This window comes from Acuticoccus kalidii, assembly GCF_021556395.1.
Lineage (GTDB): Bacteria > Pseudomonadota > Alphaproteobacteria > Rhizobiales > Amorphaceae > Acuticoccus > Acuticoccus kalidii.
Map to the genome: position 1 here is coordinate 869,511 of NZ_JAKGCS010000036.1, position 18,638 is coordinate 888,148.

Annotated in this window: 15 protein-coding genes and 1 tRNA gene; 11 read left to right on the forward strand and 5 right to left on the reverse strand. The window is 66.2% G+C overall.

From position 1 onward, the window contains the following. Positions 1-87: 87 nt before the first annotated feature. Entirely contained in the window at positions 88-2,823 is a 2,736-nt protein-coding gene (gene gyrA, locus L1787_RS24930) for a DNA gyrase subunit A (protein ID WP_235711956.1), read from the forward strand. A 194-nt stretch (positions 2,824-3,017) separates the two neighbouring features. On the opposite strand, the gene L1787_RS24935 is transcribed toward gyrA, so the two are convergent. Together L1787_RS24935 and L1787_RS24940 are read right to left on the reverse strand one after the other, a co-directional pair. Continuing rightward, positions 3,018-3,278 carry a hypothetical protein gene (locus L1787_RS24935; protein ID WP_235711804.1) on the reverse strand — a complete coding sequence of 87 codons (261 nt, stop codon included), beginning with the start codon at positions 3,276-3,278 and terminating at the stop codon, positions 3,018-3,020. A gap of 117 nt (positions 3,279-3,395) precedes the next feature. After that, entirely contained in the window at positions 3,396-3,704 is a 309-nt protein-coding gene (locus L1787_RS24940) for a hypothetical protein (RefSeq protein WP_235711805.1), read from the reverse strand. Between the two features lie 348 nt (positions 3,705-4,052). On the opposite strand from L1787_RS24940, the gene coaD reads away from it, so the two are divergent. The 4 genes from coaD to tgt all read left to right on the forward strand — a co-directional run bounded on the left by coaD (position 4,053) and on the right by tgt (position 7,339). Next, a complete protein-coding gene (gene coaD / locus L1787_RS24945) occupies positions 4,053-4,547 on the forward strand; it encodes a pantetheine-phosphate adenylyltransferase (protein WP_235711806.1) in 495 nt (164 codons plus the stop codon). Between the two features lie 76 nt (positions 4,548-4,623). After that, a complete protein-coding gene (locus L1787_RS24950; protein WP_235711807.1) occupies positions 4,624-5,172 on the forward strand; it encodes a peptidylprolyl isomerase in 549 nt (182 codons plus the stop codon). Continuing rightward, complete coding sequence (gene queA / locus L1787_RS24955; RefSeq protein WP_235711957.1) at positions 5,172-6,239, forward strand: tRNA preQ1(34) S-adenosylmethionine ribosyltransferase-isomerase QueA; 1,068 nt, start codon at positions 5,172-5,174, stop codon at positions 6,237-6,239. The genes L1787_RS24950 and queA overlap by 1 nt, the downstream gene beginning before the upstream one ends. Further along, positions 6,236-7,339 carry a tRNA guanosine(34) transglycosylase Tgt gene (gene tgt, locus L1787_RS24960; RefSeq protein WP_235711808.1) on the forward strand — a complete coding sequence of 368 codons (1,104 nt, stop codon included), beginning with the start codon at positions 6,236-6,238 and terminating at the stop codon, positions 7,337-7,339. Before queA ends, tgt begins: the two co-directional genes overlap by 4 nt. Before the next feature lie 21 nt (positions 7,340-7,360). Here the strand turns inward: tgt and L1787_RS24965 are convergent, their stop codons facing one another. The 3 genes from L1787_RS24965 to L1787_RS26185 all read right to left on the reverse strand — a co-directional run bounded on the left by L1787_RS24965 (position 7,361) and on the right by L1787_RS26185 (position 12,411). Next, a complete protein-coding gene (locus L1787_RS24965) occupies positions 7,361-9,586 on the reverse strand; it encodes a calcium-binding protein (RefSeq protein ID WP_235711809.1) in 2,226 nt (741 codons plus the stop codon). Positions 9,587-9,692: 106 nt separating this feature from the next. Beyond that, positions 9,693-10,964: a phosphopyruvate hydratase gene (eno, locus tag L1787_RS24970; RefSeq protein ID WP_235711810.1), complete on the reverse strand. Its 1,272-nt coding sequence runs from the start codon at positions 10,962-10,964 to the stop codon at positions 9,693-9,695. 133 nt (positions 10,965-11,097) lie between these two features. Then, positions 11,098-12,411 (reverse strand): glycosyltransferase family 4 protein, encoded by a 1,314-nt coding sequence (locus L1787_RS26185; protein WP_235711811.1) that lies wholly within the window; start codon positions 12,409-12,411, stop codon positions 11,098-11,100. Positions 12,412-12,623: 212 nt separating this feature from the next. Between L1787_RS26185 and rfbC the strand changes: the two genes are divergently transcribed. From rfbC to L1787_RS25005, 6 genes are all read left to right on the forward strand, one after another. After that, the gene (gene rfbC, locus L1787_RS24980) at positions 12,624-13,175 is read left to right on the forward strand and encodes a dTDP-4-dehydrorhamnose 3,5-epimerase (protein ID WP_235711812.1); all 552 of its coding nucleotides are present in this window, start codon (positions 12,624-12,626) and stop codon (positions 13,173-13,175) included. Beyond that, positions 13,159-14,973: a glycosyltransferase family 2 protein gene (locus tag L1787_RS24985; RefSeq protein ID WP_235711813.1), complete on the forward strand. Its 1,815-nt coding sequence runs from the start codon at positions 13,159-13,161 to the stop codon at positions 14,971-14,973. The genes rfbC and L1787_RS24985 overlap by 17 nt, the downstream gene beginning before the upstream one ends. 86 nt (positions 14,974-15,059) lie before the next feature. Next, positions 15,060-15,851: an ABC transporter permease gene (locus L1787_RS24990; RefSeq protein WP_235711814.1), complete on the forward strand. Its 792-nt coding sequence runs from the start codon at positions 15,060-15,062 to the stop codon at positions 15,849-15,851. 45 nt (positions 15,852-15,896) lie between these two features. Next, positions 15,897-16,763, forward strand: a complete 867-nt coding sequence (gene galU / locus L1787_RS24995; protein ID WP_235711815.1) for a UTP--glucose-1-phosphate uridylyltransferase GalU — start codon at positions 15,897-15,899, stop codon at positions 16,761-16,763. A 247-nt stretch (positions 16,764-17,010) separates the two neighbouring features. Next, a complete protein-coding gene (locus L1787_RS25000) occupies positions 17,011-17,424 on the forward strand; it encodes a DUF4864 domain-containing protein (RefSeq protein WP_235711816.1) in 414 nt (137 codons plus the stop codon). 69 nt (positions 17,425-17,493) lie between these two features. After that, positions 17,494-17,569, forward strand: a tRNA-Lys gene (locus tag L1787_RS25005). Positions 17,570-18,638: the final 1,069 nt, after the last annotated feature.

An 18,638-nucleotide genomic window follows, 5' to 3' on the forward strand; every position in this document is an offset into this window, starting at 1 on the left:
GCAGGCACCGGCGGACCGCAGGATCCCGGTGGTACGCCTCCGGCTTCCGGTGGCGACGGCATCTCCGGGATCTCCATCACCCAGGAGATGGAGAAGTCGTTCCTCGGCTACGCGATGTCCGTCATCGTCAGCCGTGCGCTTCCCGATGCGCGCGACGGTCTCAAGCCCGTGCACCGGCGCATCCTCTACACGATGCACGAGAACGGGTACGAGTGGAATCGGCCCTATAAGAAGTCGTCCCGCGTCGTCGGCGACGTCATGGGTAAATATCACCCGCACGGCGATCAGGCGATCTACGACGCTCTCGTGCGCATGGCGCAACCGTTCTCGATGCGCGTTCCGCTCGTCGACGGGCAGGGCAATTTCGGCTCGATCGACGGCGATTCCCCGGCGGCCATGCGTTACACGGAGGTGCGCCTCGAGCGCGTTTCCGGCTCGCTCCTCGAGGACATCGACAAGGACACCGTCAATTTCCAGGACAACTATGACGGCTCGGAGCGCGAGCCCATGGTCCTGCCGGCGCGGTTTCCGAACCTTCTCGTTAACGGCGCGGGCGGCATCGCCGTCGGCATGGCGACGAACATTCCGCCCCACAATCTCGGCGAAATCATCGACGCGACGGTCGCACTGATCGACGAACCGGCGATGACGATTTCCGAACTCACGCAGATCGTGCCGGGCCCGGACTTTCCGACGGGTGGCATCATCATGGGGCGCGGCGGTATCCGCTCCTCCTATGAGACCGGGCGCGGCTCGGTGCTGATGCGCGGCAAGGTCCGTGTCGAGCAGATGGGGCGCGACCGCGAAGCCCTCATCATCGACGAAATTCCCTACCAGGTGAACAAGTCCACCATGGTCGAGAAGATCGCCGATCTCGTGCGCGACAAGCGCGTCGAGGGCATCTCAGACCTGCGCGACGAATCCGACCGCGACGGTATGCGCGTCGTCATCGAGCTGAAGCGCGATGCGAACGCCGATGTCGTGCTCAACCAGCTTTATCGCTTCTCCCCGCTGCAGACCTCGTTCGGCTGCAACATGGTGGCGCTGAACGGCGGGCGGCCGGAGCAGCTCAACCTCAAGGATCTCCTCTCGGCCTTTATCGGCTTCCGCGAGGAGGTGATCGCCCGCCGCACGAAGTATCTTCTCGGCAAGGCCCGTGATCGGGCGCACGTCTTGGTCGGTCTTGCCGTCGCCGTCGCCAATATCGACGAGGTGATCCGCCTCATCCGAACCTCGCCCGATCCCGCGACGGCGCGCGCCGCCTTGATGGAGCGCGACTGGCCGGCGCACGATATGGGCCCGCTGATCGCCCTCATCGACGATCCGCGCCACCGCCTCGCCGATGATGGAACGATCCGCCTTTCAGAGGAGCAGGCGCGCGCGATCCTCGAGCTTCGTCTCCAGCGCCTCACCGCGCTCGGTCGCGACGAGATCGGCGACGAGCTCAAGAAGCTCGCCGAGGAAATCGCCGATTATCTCGACATCCTGCGTTCGCGCAGCCGCGTTCAGCAGATCATCAAGGACGAGCTCGGCGCCGTCCGCGAGCAGTTCGCGACCGACCGCAAGACCGAGATCATGGAAGGCGGGCCGGACCTCGAGGACGAGGACTTCATCAACCGCGAGGACATGGTTGTCACCGTGTCCCATGCGGGCTACGTGAAGCGCGTGCCGCTCGACACCTACCGCGCCCAACGGCGCGGCGGTAAGGGCCGCTCGGCGATGTCGACCCGCGATCAAGACTTCGTGACGCGCGTCTTCGTCGCCAACACGCACACGCCGGTCCTGTTCTTCTCCTCGCGTGGCATCGTCTACAAAGAGAAGGTCTGGCGCCTGCCGATGGCGGCGCCGCAAGCGCGCGGTAAGGCCCTCGTCAACATTCTCCCGCTGCAGGAGGGGGAGTTCATCACCTCGATCCTGCCGCTTGTCGAGGACGAGAGCTCGTGGGGCGATTATGACGTCCTCTTCGCCACCCGCAACGGCAACACGCGTCGCAACAAGCTCTCCGATTTCACCAATGTGAACCGGGCCGGCAAGATCGCGATGAAGCTCGATGACGGGGACGGCATTGTCGGCGTGCAGATCGCGACGCCGGCCGAGGACGTTCTCCTCGCAACGAAGCTCGGCCAGGCGATCCGCTTCCCGGTCTCCTCGCTGCGCGTCTTCGCCGGCCGCACGTCGACCGGCGTGCGCGGCATCGCGCTCGGCAAAGGCGATCAGGTGATCTCCATGTCGATCCTGCGCCATTTCGACACCACGCCGGAGGAGCGGGGCGCCTATCTCAAGCGTCGCCGCGCCGTTGCGGGCGAGGTCGTGGATGCGGCGGAGATCAATGGGGACGAGCCGGCGGACGACAGCTTCGATCTCGGGCTCGAGCGTTATGCCGAGATGAGCGCCGCCGAGGAGCACATCATCACCGTTTCGGAAAACGGTTATGGCAAGCGCTCCTCGTCCTTCGAGTTCCGCGTCACCTCGCGCGGCGGCAAGGGCATCGCGGCGATGGTCGTGAACGACCGGAACGGCCCGCTCATCGCGGGCTTCCCGGTCGACGAGAGCGATCAGATCATGCTCGTCACCAATGCGGGCCAGCTCATCCGCGTTCCGGTTGACGGGGTGCGCATCGCCGGCCGCAACACGCAGGGCGTCATCGTGTTCAACACGGCGGCGGACGAGCGCGTCGTTTCCGTCGAGCGGATCACCGAGGAAGCCGAAGCCGAGGATGGAGAGGACGGCGCTGCCGACCTGCCCACCGGCGAGGCCGGAAATGGCGATGACGCGGCTGGCGGCACGGATGCCGACGACGGGGAGACCGGCGGCGAGGAATAGGCCGCTTCACGGCACGGGGAGGATGCTTCCCGTGCCGCAGGGCGGGCGCTTCGCCCGGCTCGTCTTGTGGATGACCCGACGATCCGAGGCTGCGCCGTCCCGTTGATGGCGCACACCAATCCCACAAGACCGCACGGCGACCCGAGCCTAGAGAGCGGGCGCGCGCAAAGCGGGTGTGGTGCTGCCGATTTCGATCAGTTGGATGGGACGCGCGAGCGCATCAGCGTGGTGACGCCGTTCGCCTGGTCGGTTTCCATCGTGGTGATGAAGCGGGACGGTTCGTCCTTCTCGCAATCCCAGGTCGGGCAGGCCGAACGTTGCAGCGGATAGAGTCGGTCCGTCTTGCCGCTTTTCGCGTCAGGAATAGAGAGCGTGCTTGCGCTCAGCGCGGCAATCACAATGCTCGCACCGAACGCCGCCGCCAAGACAGAGCTTTTGACCAACATGCCGCGCATGTCGCACCTGTAAAACCGCCCGTTCCGAAATTGGAGTGATCGCCATGTAGGCTTTTGTGGGCCTGACGCAACGTCTCTTGATGGAAATCAAGCGAACTTTTGCGTCATCCAGGTCGCTTAGTTCGTCGCCGTGACGTCACGGACACGGGCGAGGGTCGTCGTCCCGTTGTCGCGATCGGAATTGGCCATCGTCACAAAGCGCACATGTTGCACCCCGGTTTCGCCCTGCGACCAGGCGAGGCATTCGGAGGTGAGGTTCGGCCAAGCCTGACCGGCGCACAGATTGTCGCCCATCACTTTGAAGCGATCACCCTTCTGAGCGGGAGTGTCTGCTGCGAAGGTGCCGCCCAAGGTTGCTGCTGCCACGACGAAGCCAGCGGCGACGGTTGCGGTAATGGGGCTCAGAATGCGACGATCAGCGTTCATTTTTCCCTCCAACACGGGTCGTGTGACACGCTAGAGATTTAAACTCGTACGCGCCTCGCCTAAGTGATGCGCGTCACAATTTGCTCGGTTCGCCCTCGAACGGTCACCGTACTCGTTGCGCCCCTCGCGACCGTGATTTCGGTGGTCTGGCGGGTGAGGCGTCGGTGCGTCCAAGCGGCTCGTGCTAGAACAACGTACAAATAATAAACCGGTTCCATGATTCCAGATGCTAAATCCTTATTTATTGTTTACCCTATTTGGGGCCGGCTATCATCGCCTCTTACGGGCTCCGTTAAGGTTTCGGCGCGGCGGCAAAAGTTAACAAGATCGATGCAATTGGACTGAAATATGCGCGTGGCGTTCTATGCTGGCTCCTTCGACCCCGTCACCAACGGGCACCTAGACGTTGTCTTGCGAGCGTTTGCCGTCGCCGACCGGGTGGTGGTCGGAATCGGGGTGCATCCGGGAAAGACCCCGATTTTTTCTTTCGATGACCGCGTGGCGATGCTGCGCGCCGCCGTGGCGGCCGCCGATGCGGACAAAGAGGGCCGGCTGGACGTCGTCGCCTTCCAAGGTCTCGCGACCGAGGCGGCGGCCGAGGCGGGGGCGAGCCTCCTGATCCGAGGGCTGCGCGATGCCACGGACTTCGACTACGAAATGCAGATGGCCGGCATGAACCGCTCGCTCCGGCCGGAGATCTCGACCGTCTTTCTTCCCGCTTCGCCGCAGGTTCGCCATATCACGGGAACACTCGTGCGGCAGATCGCCAAGCTCGGCGGAAATGTCGCCGATTTCGTGCCGTCGGCTGTGGCCGAGCGGCTCAGGGCGCGCTACGCCGAATAGGCGGGCCACATCGCGCCGAGGACGACGCGTCGGAGCCGGATCGATGATGGCCTGCTCCATAATAAGGAAACCACCCATGATTTCACGACTTCTCGCCGCCGCCGCGATGGCGCTTTGCACCAGCGCTCATGCGGCGTCGCTGGACCCGGAGAACACGCTCGTTCTCGAGCTGGAGGACGGGCAGGTCGTCATCGAGCTTCTGCCGGACCTCGCGCCCGAACACGTCGAGCGCATCAAGACCCTCGCGCGCCAGGGCTTTTATGACGGCGTGCCGTTTCACCGGGTGATTCCGGGCTTCATGGCCCAGACGGGTGATCCGACGGGCACCGGCGCCGGCGGCTCCGATCTTCCGGACCTCAATGCCGAGTTCAACCGCGAACCGCACGTGCGCGGGATCGTGTCGATGGCCCGCACCAGCGATCCGAACAGCGCCAACTCGCAGTTCTTCATCATGTTCGCGCCGGCGCCGAGCCTTGACGGCCAGTACACGGTCTTCGGCCGCGTCGTCGACGGTATGGACCATGTCGACGCGCTCAACGCCGGCACGATCCAGAACAACGGCGCCGTCCGCAACCCGGACAAGATCCTGAAGGCGCGGGTCGCGGCCGACGGTCAGGCCGGTTGATTCCGGGCGAGGACCTCGCCGCCCCCACGGGGGAGGGCGAGGCGCTCTCGGACTATGACTATGTGCTCCCGGACGCGGCGATTGCGCTGCGCCCGGCGGTGCCGCGCGATGCGGCGCGGCTTCTCGTCTCCGAGGGCGGCCGGATCACCGACGCGCACGTGCGCGATCTCGCCGCCTTTCTGCGCGAGGGGGACCGGCTCGTCGTCAATGACAGCCGGGTGATCCCGGCGCGCTTGACGGGCGAGCGGGTGCGCGAGGGCGGAACCGCGCGGGTCGAGCTGACGCTTCTCGCCGAGGAGGAGCCGGGCCTGTGGCAGGCGTTCGCGAAGCCCGCCAAGCGGGTCGGTCCCGGCGATCGCGTCCGCTTCGGAGCCGACGGGCGGGTGACGGGCACCGTCCTCACCCGCGACGGGCCGACGGTCCGCATCCGTTTCGCGGCCGATCCGCTGCCGACCGGCGCGATGCCGCTGCCGCCTTATATCGCGGCCAAGCGCACCCCGGACGCGCAGGATCTCGCCGACTATCAGACCGTCTATGCCAACTTGCCTGGATCGGTCGCGGCGCCCACCGCAGGCCTTCATTTTACCGACGCCCTTCTCGACCGCCTCGCCGCGCACGGGGTCGGCCTCTCACGCGTGACGCTTCATGTCGGGGCGGGCACCTTCCTGCCGGTCAAGGTGGAGCGGATCGACGCGCATGAGATGCACGCCGAAACCGGCGAGATCGCGCCCGAAACGGTGGACGAGATCCTCGCCACCAAGGCGGCGGGCGGGCGCGTCATCGCCGTCGGCACGACCGCGCTGCGGCTCCTCGAAAGCGCCGCCGCGGATGGCCGTCTCGCGCCCTTCAAGGGCGAGACGCGGATCTTCATCCGCCCCGGCTATCGCTTCCAGGCGATCGACGGGTTGATGACGAACTTCCATCTGCCGCGCTCAACGCTCCTGATGCTGGTCGCGGCGCTGATCGGCCTGCCGCAGATGCGCGCGGTCTACGACCATGCGCTCCGCAACGACTACCGCTTCTATTCCTACGGCGACGCCTCGCTTCTGATTCCGGACCATCCATGAGCTTCACACTGCTGTCGACCGACGGAGGCGCCCGGCGCGGCCGGGTCGCGACCCCGCACGGCACCGTCGAGACCCCCACCTTCATGCCCGTCGGAACCCAGGCGACGGTGAAGGCGATGCAGATGCGCGACGTCCTCACGACGGGCGCGGAAGTCGTCCTCGGCAACACCTATCATCTGATGTTGCGGCCGGGGGCGGAGCGGGTGGCCGCGCTCGGCGGCCTTCACCAGTTCATGCGCTGGCCGAAGACGATCCTCACCGACTCGGGCGGCTTTCAGGTGATGTCGTTGTCGGCCCTGCGGCGCATCGACGACGACGGGGTGACGTTCAAGAGCCATGTCGACGGGTCGATGCACCGCCTCACGCCGGAGGGCGCGGTCGATATCCAGTTGAAGCTCGGCTCCGACATCCAGATGCAGCTCGACGAGTGCGTCCGCCTTCCGGCGAGCGAGGAGGCGGTGCGCCGGTCGGTGACGCTGAGCCTCGACTGGGCGGCCCGCGCACGGCGCGCCTTCGAGGCGGCGGCACCGGATGGGCGGCTTCAGTTCGGCATCGTCCAGGGGGGCACGGATCCGGCCGAGCGGGCGCGCTCGGCGGGCGGGCTCACCACCATCGGCTTCGAGGGGTATGCCGTCGGCGGCCTCGCGGTGGGCGAGCCGCAGGCGGAGATGTTCTCGACCGTCGAGGCGGTCTCGGTCCATCTTCCGACCCATGCGCCGCGTTATCTCATGGGGGTCGGGACGCCGGGCGACATCATCGGCGCCGTCGCGCGCGGCATCGACATGTTCGATTGCGTGATGCCGACGCGCGCCGGGCGGCATGGCGTCGCCTACACCAGTGAGGGCCGCTTCAACCTCAAGAATGCGCGCTTCGCCGACGATCCCACCCCACTCGACCCGACGCTCGATTGCCCGGCCGCGCAGGATTATTCGCGCGCCTATCTCCATCACCTCGTGCGGGTCGGCGAGCCGCTGGCGGCGACGCTGCTCTCCTGGAACAACATCGCCTATTATCAGCGTCTGATGCGCGAACTGCGTCAGGCGATCGAGGAGCGCACCTTCGCGGCGGTGACGGGCCGCCTGCTCGAGATCTGGGGCTGAGGCTGCTGCAACGGCTCCGGCCTAGAGGAGAATGTCGTCGATCACGGCGCTGAGGCGGATATTCTCGAGGGTGATTGAGTGACCGTTGCCGAACGAGATCACGAGCTGCGAGCCTTGCTGTGACGCGGCGTCGATGAGGTCGGCGCGCGAGAAGCCGAAGGCGGTGATGTCGAGCTTGTCGATTTTGGGTTGAAAGTCGAGAATCGTGTCGGGCCCGTGGCGGGGGAGGTAGGCGAACGTGTCCCGCCCGCCTTCGCCGCTCAGCCAGTCCCGCCCGCGACCGCCGACCAGACGGTCGTTCCCCGCGCCGCCGAACAGTTTGTCGTTGCCGTCCTCGCCGAAGAGGCGGTCGTTGCCGCCGCCACCGTCGAGCACATCATTGCCACGGCCGCCGAAGAGGTTGTCGTTGCCGATAAAGGCGGTCAGATCGTCATTGCCCGCACCGCCGAGCATGGTGTCGTTGCCGGCGCCGCCGGACAGCGTGTCGCTGTTGTTGCCACCGTTCAGATAGTTGTCCTCCTTGGTGCCGATCAGAAGGTCGCTGCCGCCTTCGCCGAACAGTCGATCCGCTCCGACGCCGCCGCGAATCATGTCGTTGCCGACGCCGCCGCGAATGACGTCGCGACCGGCCTCGCCATTGAGATCGTCGTTCCCGTCGCCGCCGATGATGAGATCGTTGTCGGGGCCGCCGCGGATCGTGTCGTCGCCGCGTTCGCCGTGCAGCGTGTCGTTGCCGATATTGCCGAACAGGATGTCGGAATCGTTGCCGCCTTCGATGACGTCGTGCCCGCCGCCGCCATCGAGCGAGTCGCGGTCATTCTCGCCGTCGAGCGTGTCGTTTCCGGCGGCGCCGAGGAGCGTATCGTTGCCCTCGCCGCCGAGAAGGGCGTCGTTGCCGGAGGAGCCGTCGAGCCGGTCGGCGCCGTTGCGGCCGAGGAGGCGGTCGTTCCCGGCGCCGCCGATCAAGGTGTCGTTGCCGTCGTCGCCGAAGAGGATGTCGTTGCTTTCCTGGCCATGCAGGAAATCGTTGTCGGGGCCGCCATAGAGCGTGTCGACACCGTCGCCGCCATAAAGGGAGTCGCGATCCGTCTCGCCAAAGAGCTCGTCGTTGCCTCCCTCGCCGAACAGGCGGTCCACGCCGGGGCCACCGAGGAGCCGGTCACCGGCGACGCCGCCATAGACGAAATCGTTGTCGAAGCCGGCGAGGATGGTGTCGGACCCGCCGCCGCCTATGATCGTGTCGGAGCCGGCATTGCCGCTGAGACGATCGTTGCCGCCATCGCCGACGATGCGGTCATTCCCGTCATCGCCGTTCAGCGTATCGTCGCGATCGGCGCCGGTCAGCGTGTCGTTCCCACCGCCGCCATTGACGGTGCCGGTGACGCGTCCGCCGCCTTGGAAGGTGAAGACATCGTTGCCGCCATTGAGGGCGACATCACCGCGGATGATCCCGCTATTGGTGACGATCTCACGCCCGTCGCCGCCGCGAATCGCTTCGCCGCCATCGCTCGCGGCATCGATCACGCCGTGATTGATGATCGTCGCGACATCGGTCGAGAGGGCGATGGTGGCGCCGGTCTCGGTGGTCAGCGTGCCGGTGTTGGTGAAGGTGAGATTTTGGCCGGTCGTGGTCTCGACGGCGCCATAACGGCCGTGGATCGAGCCGCTATTGGTGAGCGTGAGGTCGTCCCCCGCGACGCGGACGCCGACCTCGCCGGCCTCGATGCTCCCGCGATTGTCGAACACGTTCCTGACGCCGTTGACGAAGATCGCGGAAAGGCCGCTGACGAGGTTGCCGGCATTCGTCCCGTTATTGTTGTTTCCGCCGAGAAAAAGCGCGTTGGTCAGCCCCTCGATCTCGCCGTGATTGGCGAAGCTATTGCCGTTGCCGGTGAGGCTGACGGCATTGGCGCGCTCGGAGAGGATGCGCCCGTCATTCTCGATCGTATTACGGTTGCCGGAGACCGCGAGCGCGACGCTCGCCGAAAAGACGCTCGCGCCTTGTTTCACCTTGACGGTGTTCTGTCCCCCGCCCGCGAGGTTGACCCCTGACGCGCCGGTCGACGTGACCGTGCCGCTGATCTCGAGAATGGTGCGGGTGTGGTTGTCGGCGGCGACACCGTCCGCAAAAGCGCTGACGAAGGCGTTGCCGAGAAAGACATAGCGCGTGTCGCTCGCCGCGATGGTGTAGCCGGGGCGCGTGGTGCCTTGCGCCTGCTGCGTCCCGGAAATCGTAATGGTGTCCATGAGCCGCCTCGCACGTCACGTGGTGGAGGGGCGCGGACGACAGCGCGACCCCGCCCATCGCTCGCGAGGATGGGCGGGTCACAACTCTGAGTAAAGGTGTTACCCGTTAAACGGGCAAGCCTCGCGCAGCGTAGCGGGCCGACGGGCCGAGTGCTTCTTCGATGCGCAACAACTGGTTGTATTTTGATGTCCGGTCAGATCGGGCGAGCGATCCGGTCTTGATCTGGCCGCAACCGGTCGCCACCGCGAGGTCGGCGATCGTCACGTCCTCGGTCTCGCCGGAGCGGTGGCTCATCACGGCGCGGTAGCCGTTGCGCTGGGCGAGATCCACGGTGTCGAGCGTCTCGGTGAGGGTGCCGATCTGGTTGACCTTCACGAGGATCGCGTTCGCGACATTCTTCGCGATGCCCTCGGCGAGGCGGGCCTCGTTGGTGACGAACAGATCATCGCCGACGAGCTGGCACTTGCTGCCGACGCGTTCGGTGAGCATCGCCCAGCCTTCCCAATCGTCCTCGCCCATGCCGTCCTCGATGGAGACGATCGGGTAGGAATCGACGAGCTCGGCGAGATAGTCGACCATCTTGGCCGGCTGCAGCGTACGCTGCTCGCCTTCGAGGCGATATTGACCGTCGGCGACGAACTCGGTCGCCGCGCAATCGAGGGCGAGGAACACGTCCTTGCCCATCGCGGCGCCGGCGTCGTTCGCGGCTTCCATGATGATGTCGAGCGCGGCGCGCGCCGACGGAATGTTGGGCGCGAAGCCGCCTTCGTCGCCGACATTGGTGTTGTGCCCGGATTTCTTGAGGCGCGACTTCAGCGCGTGGAAGATTTCCGCGCCCGCGCGCAAGGCCTCGGCGAACGAGCCGTAGCCGATCGGCATCACCATGAATTCCTGGAAGTCGATCGGGTTATCCGCGTGGGCCCCGCCGTTCAGGATGTTCATCATCGGGACGGGGAGGATCGAGGCGTTCGCGCCGCCGATATAGCGGTAGAGCGGCTGCCCGCTCGCGTCGGCCGCGGCCTTGGCGACGGCGAGCGAGACGCCGAGAATGGCGTTCGCGCCGAGCCTGGCCTTGTTGGGCGTCCCGTCGAGGGAAATCATCAGGCTGTCGATATGGCGCTGGCGCTCGGCGTCGAGGCCGCACAGCGTGTCGAAGATCTCGCCGTTGACGGCAGCGACGGCCTCGCGGACGCCCTTGCCGGCATAGCGCTCGCCGCCATCGCGCTTTTCGACGGCCTCGTGGGCGCCGGTGGAGGCGCCGGAGGGGACCGCGGCACGACCGAGCGTTCCGTCCTCGAGGAGGACGTCCACCTCGACGGTCGGGTTGCCGCGACTGTCGAGGATCTCACGGCCAACGATATCAATAATTGCGGTCAAGGGAATCTCCCATCGGTCTTGCCGCTAGTCGGCTAGCGACGGTCGCGCGCTGATGGCGCACGCTGGCGCCACGTTCCTAAAGCCCGAATGCAGGGTGCGTGGCAACCACCCCGAGGGGGCGGTCGCACGATGGTCAGAGTTTTTGTGGGGCAGGGGAGACGTCGGCGCCATCGAGCGCGACGTGCCCGAGCGCGCGCCGGGCCCGCTCGGTGAAGGAGGGGGCGGGTTCGCCGATGACTTGTTCCAGGAAGGCGTGAACGGAATCGAAATAGGCGTCCCAGGTGGGCGGGGTGTAGGCTTTCGCCCGCGCGAGCGCGGCGGCGCGGCGAGGGGAGTCCGGCGCCGCATAATCGAGGATCGCCTCGCGCCAGGCCGGCCCGTCGAGCGGGTCGATCAGCTCCGCCGCGCTTCCCGCCGTCTCGCGGAAGACGGGGATGTCGGATGCAATGACGGGGGTGTCGACTGCGAGCGCCTCGGCGACCGGCATTCCGAAACCCTCGACGAAGGACGGCATCAGGACGGCGGTCGCGTTGCGGCGCAGAAGGTCGAGCGCGTTGTCGGGAACGGCGCCGGCTTCGTAGACCGCGTTCGAGATCTGATCGCCCCGGTCGAGCATCGCGATCGGCGTCTGGGCTTCCCAGCCGCGCTTGCCGGCGATGATGAGCTTCGGCGCGTCGGGCCCGATATCGTCGACGAGGCGGCGCCACAGATTGAGGAGGAGAAGGTGGTTCTTGCGCGCCTCGATCGTCGAGATGACGAGGAAATACGGCGCTTCGACGAGGTCGGGCAGCTCGGTCGTCGGGGCGGGCGGGGTGTCCATCCCGATATGGGCGACGAGGACTTTCGGACGGTGCGGCTGAAGGTGGGGGGCGAGGCGGTGGGCGCTATAGCGGGAGGAGACGATGATGCCGTCGGCGTGGCGGGCCATCGTCTCGACCCGCGCCGCACAGAGTTTCGCGGCGTTCGGACGCACGAATTCGGGGAAATCGAGCGGGATGATGTCGTGACAGAGTGTCACCATCTTCACGCCCGCGAAGGCCTTGATGCGTTCGATCGACGCCGGGCGCTCCATCCGGTCGAGCGAAGCGCGCAGGTAGATCACCGGCCGGCGGCGCGCCCATTTCTGAAGGAGCGGGGCGAGGGGCTCGCGCGCCCAGTTCGCCGCCATCTGCTGCGCCCAGCTCGCGAAGGGGCGGGGCTTCTTGTCGGCCGCCGGGCCGCTCGTCTCGCGTCGTTGAAGGCGCTCCTCGCGGGACAGGTAGCCGAGGCGCGGGGCGGGCGGGCCGCCCGATCCCTTGAGGAAGTGGTTGACGTTCGTGATCGCGCGCTGAGCGGAAAAACCGCGCGCGCCGCGGGCCCATGTGCGGGCCTGCTTGTCCAAAAAGGCGGGGACTTCGCTGTCGGCGACGAGCCGCACGGAGCTGTTCATGGTAACGACGAAGCGCACATGAACGCTCTTCAGCGACAGAAGCCAGCGCGCATAGGCATATTCGACCCGCTCAATCCCGGTGGGAGCGGACCGACCCGATGCACTGAGAAGACGAGTCAAATCAAAAAGGATGAGCGGCCGAGACACGCGCCGACACTCCACTTTACCTCACAGTAGCGTCCGTCATACACGCTTATGGCAAAAGGCCAAATGCCGATAGGAGTCATCGCGTGGAGATCACCCCGCTCGAATTGCCTGATGTGCTTTTGATCACACCGCGTCGTTTTCATGATGGTCGTGGTTGGTTCGAGGAGACTTGGAGCCAGCGCCGGATGGACGACGCTGGGCTGCGGTTGGAATTCGTACAGGACAATCAGAGCCTTTCGGGCCCCGCGGGGACGGTCCGTGGTCTGCATTTTCAGGCGCCGCCTTACGCGCAGGCCAAGCTCGTGCGCTGCGTGGCGGGCGCGATCCTCGACGTCGCGGTCGACATCCGGCGCAATTCGCCGACCTATGGCCGCTGGGTCTCGGCCGAGCTCACCGCCGAAAACGGCGCCCAGCTTCTCGTTCCACACGGTTTCGCCCACGGCTTCGTCACGCTGAAGCCCGACACCTCCGTCTGCTACAAGGTCGACGGATATTACGACAAAGACAGCGAAGGCGGTATCCGCTTCGACGACCCCGATGTCGCGATCGATTGGGGCATCGCGAACGAGGATGCGATCCTTTCCGACAAGGACCGCATTCTGCCGCCCTTCAGCGAACTTGCCTCCGTCTTCTGATCGATCGGCGCTCGCGGCCTTTGTCGGCGAGGCCGGCACGGTCGGCACCGACGAGGGGATCACGCTCGACGCCGCGCGCCTCGTCTTCCCCCCGCGCGCGGCGTGGGTGACGGTCGAATTGGAGCGTCCGGCCGGCGTCTACGCGATCGAGATCGAGTGCGACACCCCGGCCGCCCTCCGTCTCGAGGTCGTCACCCGCGTCGGAATGCTGCCGCTTCCCGTCACGCGCACCGGCACGCGGCACACGAGCCGCTTTGCGATCGACAATCCGCTCGTCGCCCTTCGGTTCATGCCGATCGAGGCCGGCGCGATCGCGGTGCGCGGCTTCGCTTGCCGCAAGGTTTCCCCCTGGCGCTCCGTCCTTCCCGATTGGCAGATCGGGCCGCTGCGCCTGCCGCCGCGCAGCGCCGAGCGGTTCGCGCCGACGGCCGTCCCGCGCCCGGCATCGTGGGACGAGCGAATCGCGATCGCCGCGGAGGCGGTGGCGGTGGAGGGCGAGCGCTTCGAGGTCGGGGAGGCGGGCGTGCTGCGCCTGGCCTTCGACCCGCCGCTCGCGCCCGGCCGCTATCGCGTCGCCGGTGCCTTCTATGACGAGACGGGCGGCGCCGCCCTCGTCGAGCCGCGGCTTCTCGATCCCGTTACGGCGCGATCGCCGCTCGATACGATCCGCATCCTGCGTCCCGTCGGCGGCGGCGCGCGCCATGCCGGCACGATCCGCGTCGAACGGGAGACGGCGGCGCTTCTCCTGCGCCCGCGTGAGCAGCGGGGCAGCGTGCGGATCGCCGATTTTTCAGTTCGTCGGATCGGCCCGGCCGGTGCGGCGGCGGCCTGGCTTCCCCTCGCATCGCGGACGGTGCGCGCGGCCGTGAGCGAGGCCATGGGCCGTGCGGTGTCCGCAAAGCCGCGCAGCCGGGCGGTGTCCGGCGCGGCGGTCGCGGGGCCTCGCGTCTCGATCGTGACGGCGACGCGCGATGCGCCGGAACATCTCGCCCGCTTCCTCGAAAGCCTTGACCGCACCCAATATGCACCGCGCGAGTTGATCCTCCTCGACAACGCGACGCAGGATCCCGCCGCCCTCGCGCTCCTCGAAGGCGCGGCCGCGCGGCCCGGGATCCGCGTCATCCGGGACGATCGTCCCTTCAATTTCGCCGCGCTTTCCAATCGCGGGGCCGCGCTCGCGGGCGGCGAGGTCCTCGTCTTCGCCAACAATGATCTCGAGTTCGTCGATCCCGATTGGCTCGCGGCCCTCGTCGCCGAGGCGACGCGGGAGGAGGTCGGCATCGCCGGCGCGCGGCTCCTCTACCCGGACGGACGCGTCCAACATGCCGGCCTCGTCCTCGCGGGGGAGGCGCGGGTGCGGCATCTGGAGCGCTTCTTGCCGGGGCGGGCGGCCGGCCATGGGGGCCGCCAGCGTCACACGACGACGGTGTCGGGCGTCACCGGGGCGCTGATGGCGGTGCGGCGCGGCCTCTTCGAGGCGCTCGGCGGGTTCGACGCGGCGCGCTATGGCGTTCTCTATAACGATATCGATCTGTGCCTGAAGGCGCATGCGCGCGGCTTGTCCAATCGCCTCGTTCCGGCCGCGATGGCGGTCCATCACGAATCCGTCTCGATCGGCCAGCGGCCGACGGATGCGCTCTTTGCGCGGGGCGGGCCGATCTGGCGCTGGGCCCGCGCTGTCGAGGCGGACCGGTTCCGCCAGGATTGGGCTGGATACCTCGATGCCGATCCGTGCTATCCGAAGGCGTGTGATCCGCTCGCGGCCGATTTCACGCCACGGGTCGGCGCTAATGTGTAATCCGTGCGTCGGTTCCTTCGCGGCCGGCGCATCGGTCGTGTCACGGCGACGCGCGCATTGCGCGCCGGCGTAGAAGGGGGTGTTTGATGGGGACGATCGGTCGTTCCATCGGATCTCAAGCGCGTATTTTCTATACGATCGCCTCGCGCGACATGCAGCTCAAGCATCGCGAGTCGCCGATCGGCGTGCTCTCCGGCGTTCTCGAGCCGCTCTGTCAGATTTTGCTGATGACGCTCGTCTTCTCCACCGTCCGCTTGCGCACGGCGGATATGGGCGACTTCGTCCTCCTTTTCCTGATGACCGGCATTTTGCCCCTCGCCTGCTTTCGCGGCACGGTGACGGGGTCGCAAATGGCGTTCAACAAGATGCGCAAGGCGCTCGCCTTTCCGCAGCTTCGCCCGCTCGACCTCATGTTCGGCGGCGCGTTCGCCCACACGGCGATCATCATCACGCTGTTCGTTTTGATCACGCTCTTTTTCAAGGTCGTCTATCAAACGACGACGCCGCAAAACCTCACGTTCGCTTTGATCCCGCTGGTCTGCAACATGATCATCGGGGTCGGCATCTGCAGCGTGAATATGACGATCAAGACGTGGTTCCCGTTCTGGGGAACTATTTTCACGATCGTGACGGCGCCGCTCTCGATTCTGTCAGGTATGTTTTACACCGCCGACACATTGCCGACACAAATTCAAAGAGTGTTGTGGTGGAACCCGTTCTTCCATTCCACCGAGCTTTGCCGGACATTTTATTTCCAAGAGTATACCAGCACGTTCTTCAGCCCCTATTATTACAGCGCATGGGTGATCGGGTCGCTCGCCATTGGGATGCTCTGCGAACGCACCTTCCGTTATCGCCTGTTAAGCAGTAAGCGTTGAGGCCCGCCGCATCGCGCGGCACAGAGAAAGACCGAAAGCGATTTGATGCAGCCTGTCCGAAAAGCCGTACTCCCCGTAGCCGGTCTTGGGACTCGTTTCTTGCCCGCGACCAAGGCCATGCCGAAGGAGATGCTGACGGTCGTCGACCGTCCGGTGCTCCAATATGTGGTCGATGAGGCGATCGAGGCCGGAATCGATCAGTTCATCTTCGTCACCGGGCGAAATAAAGGCGTCATCGAAGATCATTTCGACATCGCCTTCGAGCTGGAACAGACACTGCGCGAGCGGGGGAAGACCGCGCAGCTCGAACAGCTCCAGGCCGAGCTGCCGCCCGCCGGCAACGTCTCCTTCACCCGTCAACAGGCACCGCTCGGTCTCGGCCATGCCGTCTGGTGCGCGCGCCATCTCGTCGGCGACGAGCCGTTCGCGCTGCTCCTGCCGGACGTGCTCATCAAGTCCGACCGCGGCTGCATGGCCCAGATGATGGACGTCTACAACGCGCACGGCACCAACGTCATCGCGGTCGAGGAGGTCGATCCGGACCGGACCGATCAATACGGCGTCGTCGAGATCGACGGGTCCGGCGACGTCTTCTCCGTGACCGGCATGGTCGAGAAGCCGCCGAAGGGAACGGCGCCGTCGAACCTTATCATCACCGGGCGCTATATCCTGAAGCCACGGATCTTCGATCTCCTCGCCACGCAGGAAAAGGGCGCGGGGGGCGAGATCCAGATCACCGATTCGATGCTCACCCTCATGCGGGAGGACGGCTTCAAGGGGCTGCGCTTCAAGGGGACGACCTACGACTGCGGCTCCAAGATCGGCTTTCTCGGCGCCAATCTCGCTTATGGTCTCGATCGTGAGGATCTCGGTCCGCTCTTGCGCGACACCGCGCGCGGGCTCCTCGGCTGACCGGTCCGAACCGCTGAGGCCGGACGCGGGGTTTTGCGCCGCGTCCCGGTCGCTTCCGCCGCCCGCCGCCCGCCGCTCGTTGATGCGGCGGTCCGGCCGTCCGGCCCTGCCCGTATTGGCCATCACTGAAGCGGCCGGCCTGTTGCGCCGATGCCGCGCCGTCCGGCCACGGTGCGCGATCTCTGGTTTTCGACTTCCGGTTGGTACGCGCTTTGCTATCCTCTCCGACCAAGCAAGGAGAGTGGACATGAAGCATCGTGTCGTGCCCGTCTTTCTCGTGGCTTATATGGCGTTGATCGGAGCCGCGCACGCGGATCCCCTCGCCGTGAGACAGACGATCGAGGCTCAACTCAACGCCTTCCGCGCCGGCGATTTCGACGGCGCCTATGCCCTCGCCGCACCCAAGCTGAAGCAGATGTTTCCGACATCGGAGCGTTTCATCCGCATGGTGCGCCGTGGCTATGCGCCGGTGATGGATGCGACGTCGCCGGTTTTCCTGCGTTCCAAGGCGATCGACGAGCGATCCTTCGCGCAGGAGGTCGGCTTCACTGACGCGTCCGGCCAGGCATGGACCGCGCTCTATACGCTCGCGCGTCAACCGAGCGGAGAGTGGCGCATCACCGGGTGCTATCTGCGCAAGGCCGACGGGCAAAATGCATGACCCACAAGAAGGATCGGTCGGGCGGTTGACGCCCGGCGGATCCTCGCCTATGTCGTCCTTCCCAAGCGGGGGCGCATAGCTCAGTTGGTAGAGCAGCTGACTCTTAATCAGCGGGTCCCAGGTTCGAGCCCTGGTGCGCCTACCATCCTTTTCAAGGGGTTAGCCCTTGAGCCGATCCAACCTCACAACGCATTTTACAGCGTCTTTTACAGTTGGGCCTAAAGGGTGGATTCCCGTCGCTCCGAAGTGAGGGGCTCCGTCATCCCACCAGCCTTTTCGTGATGCGCGCCGGTCGCATTCGCGTCCTCCGATCCCCGAAATCCGACCGCTCTAACGAATTTGGCGCAGGAAATGCTCGGTTCTCGATCCGCTTTCTGCCGCCGGCATGAACGCGCTGGGCACTCGATGCCGTGCGCTGTCGAACGGCTTCGTGCCGAGAGGTCGACGGTGCGCCGACAGTGCACCGCATGTCGTGGACACCGCCCGAGAGCGGCGATGACCGATCGGACACTTGGGAGCGTCGCAAGAGGGCGCGGCTCGCGAAGTGCCCACCCCTCGTGGACGATCCCGAGGATAGCTCCGCGCAACGCGGCCTCACCAGTCTGTAGGCACCGGCGCGGGATGCCGGCGCGGCGGCGTCCGTGACGGTGCGATCGACCACATTGGCCTCGGCCGAGGGGCGGCGAAGGTCTCTCACCTTACCGCCCGGTTCGGTATGTGGCCGTTCAAACGATTTGAGAGCGGGCGGTGCGCATGACGTGGCGCCCGCGCCATCTGGAAGAACCACGAAGCGCCGCGCGGGATGTCGGCGTTGGGCCGTTCGAGCCGCGCTTCGTCGGACGGCTTCGCGCCGACAGTGCACCGGATGTCGTGAACATCGCTCGAGAGCGGGGATCACCGATCGGGTTTTTGAAAAAGCATCCCAAAAGGACGCGACTGGCATAGTGCCCACTCCTCGTGGACGATCGCGAGGATAGCTCCGCGCAACGCGGCCTCACCAGTCTGCGGGCATGGGCGCGGAATGCCGGTGCGGCGGCGTCCGTCGGGGTGCGATCGACCATATTGGCCTCGGCCGGGGGGCGGCGGGGGTCTCTCACCTCACGCCCGGTTCGGTAAGTGGCCTGTTCAAACGATTTGAGAGCGGGCGGTGCGCATGACGTGGCGCCCACGCCATCCGGAAGAACCGCGAAGCGCCGCGCGGGATGTCGGCGTTG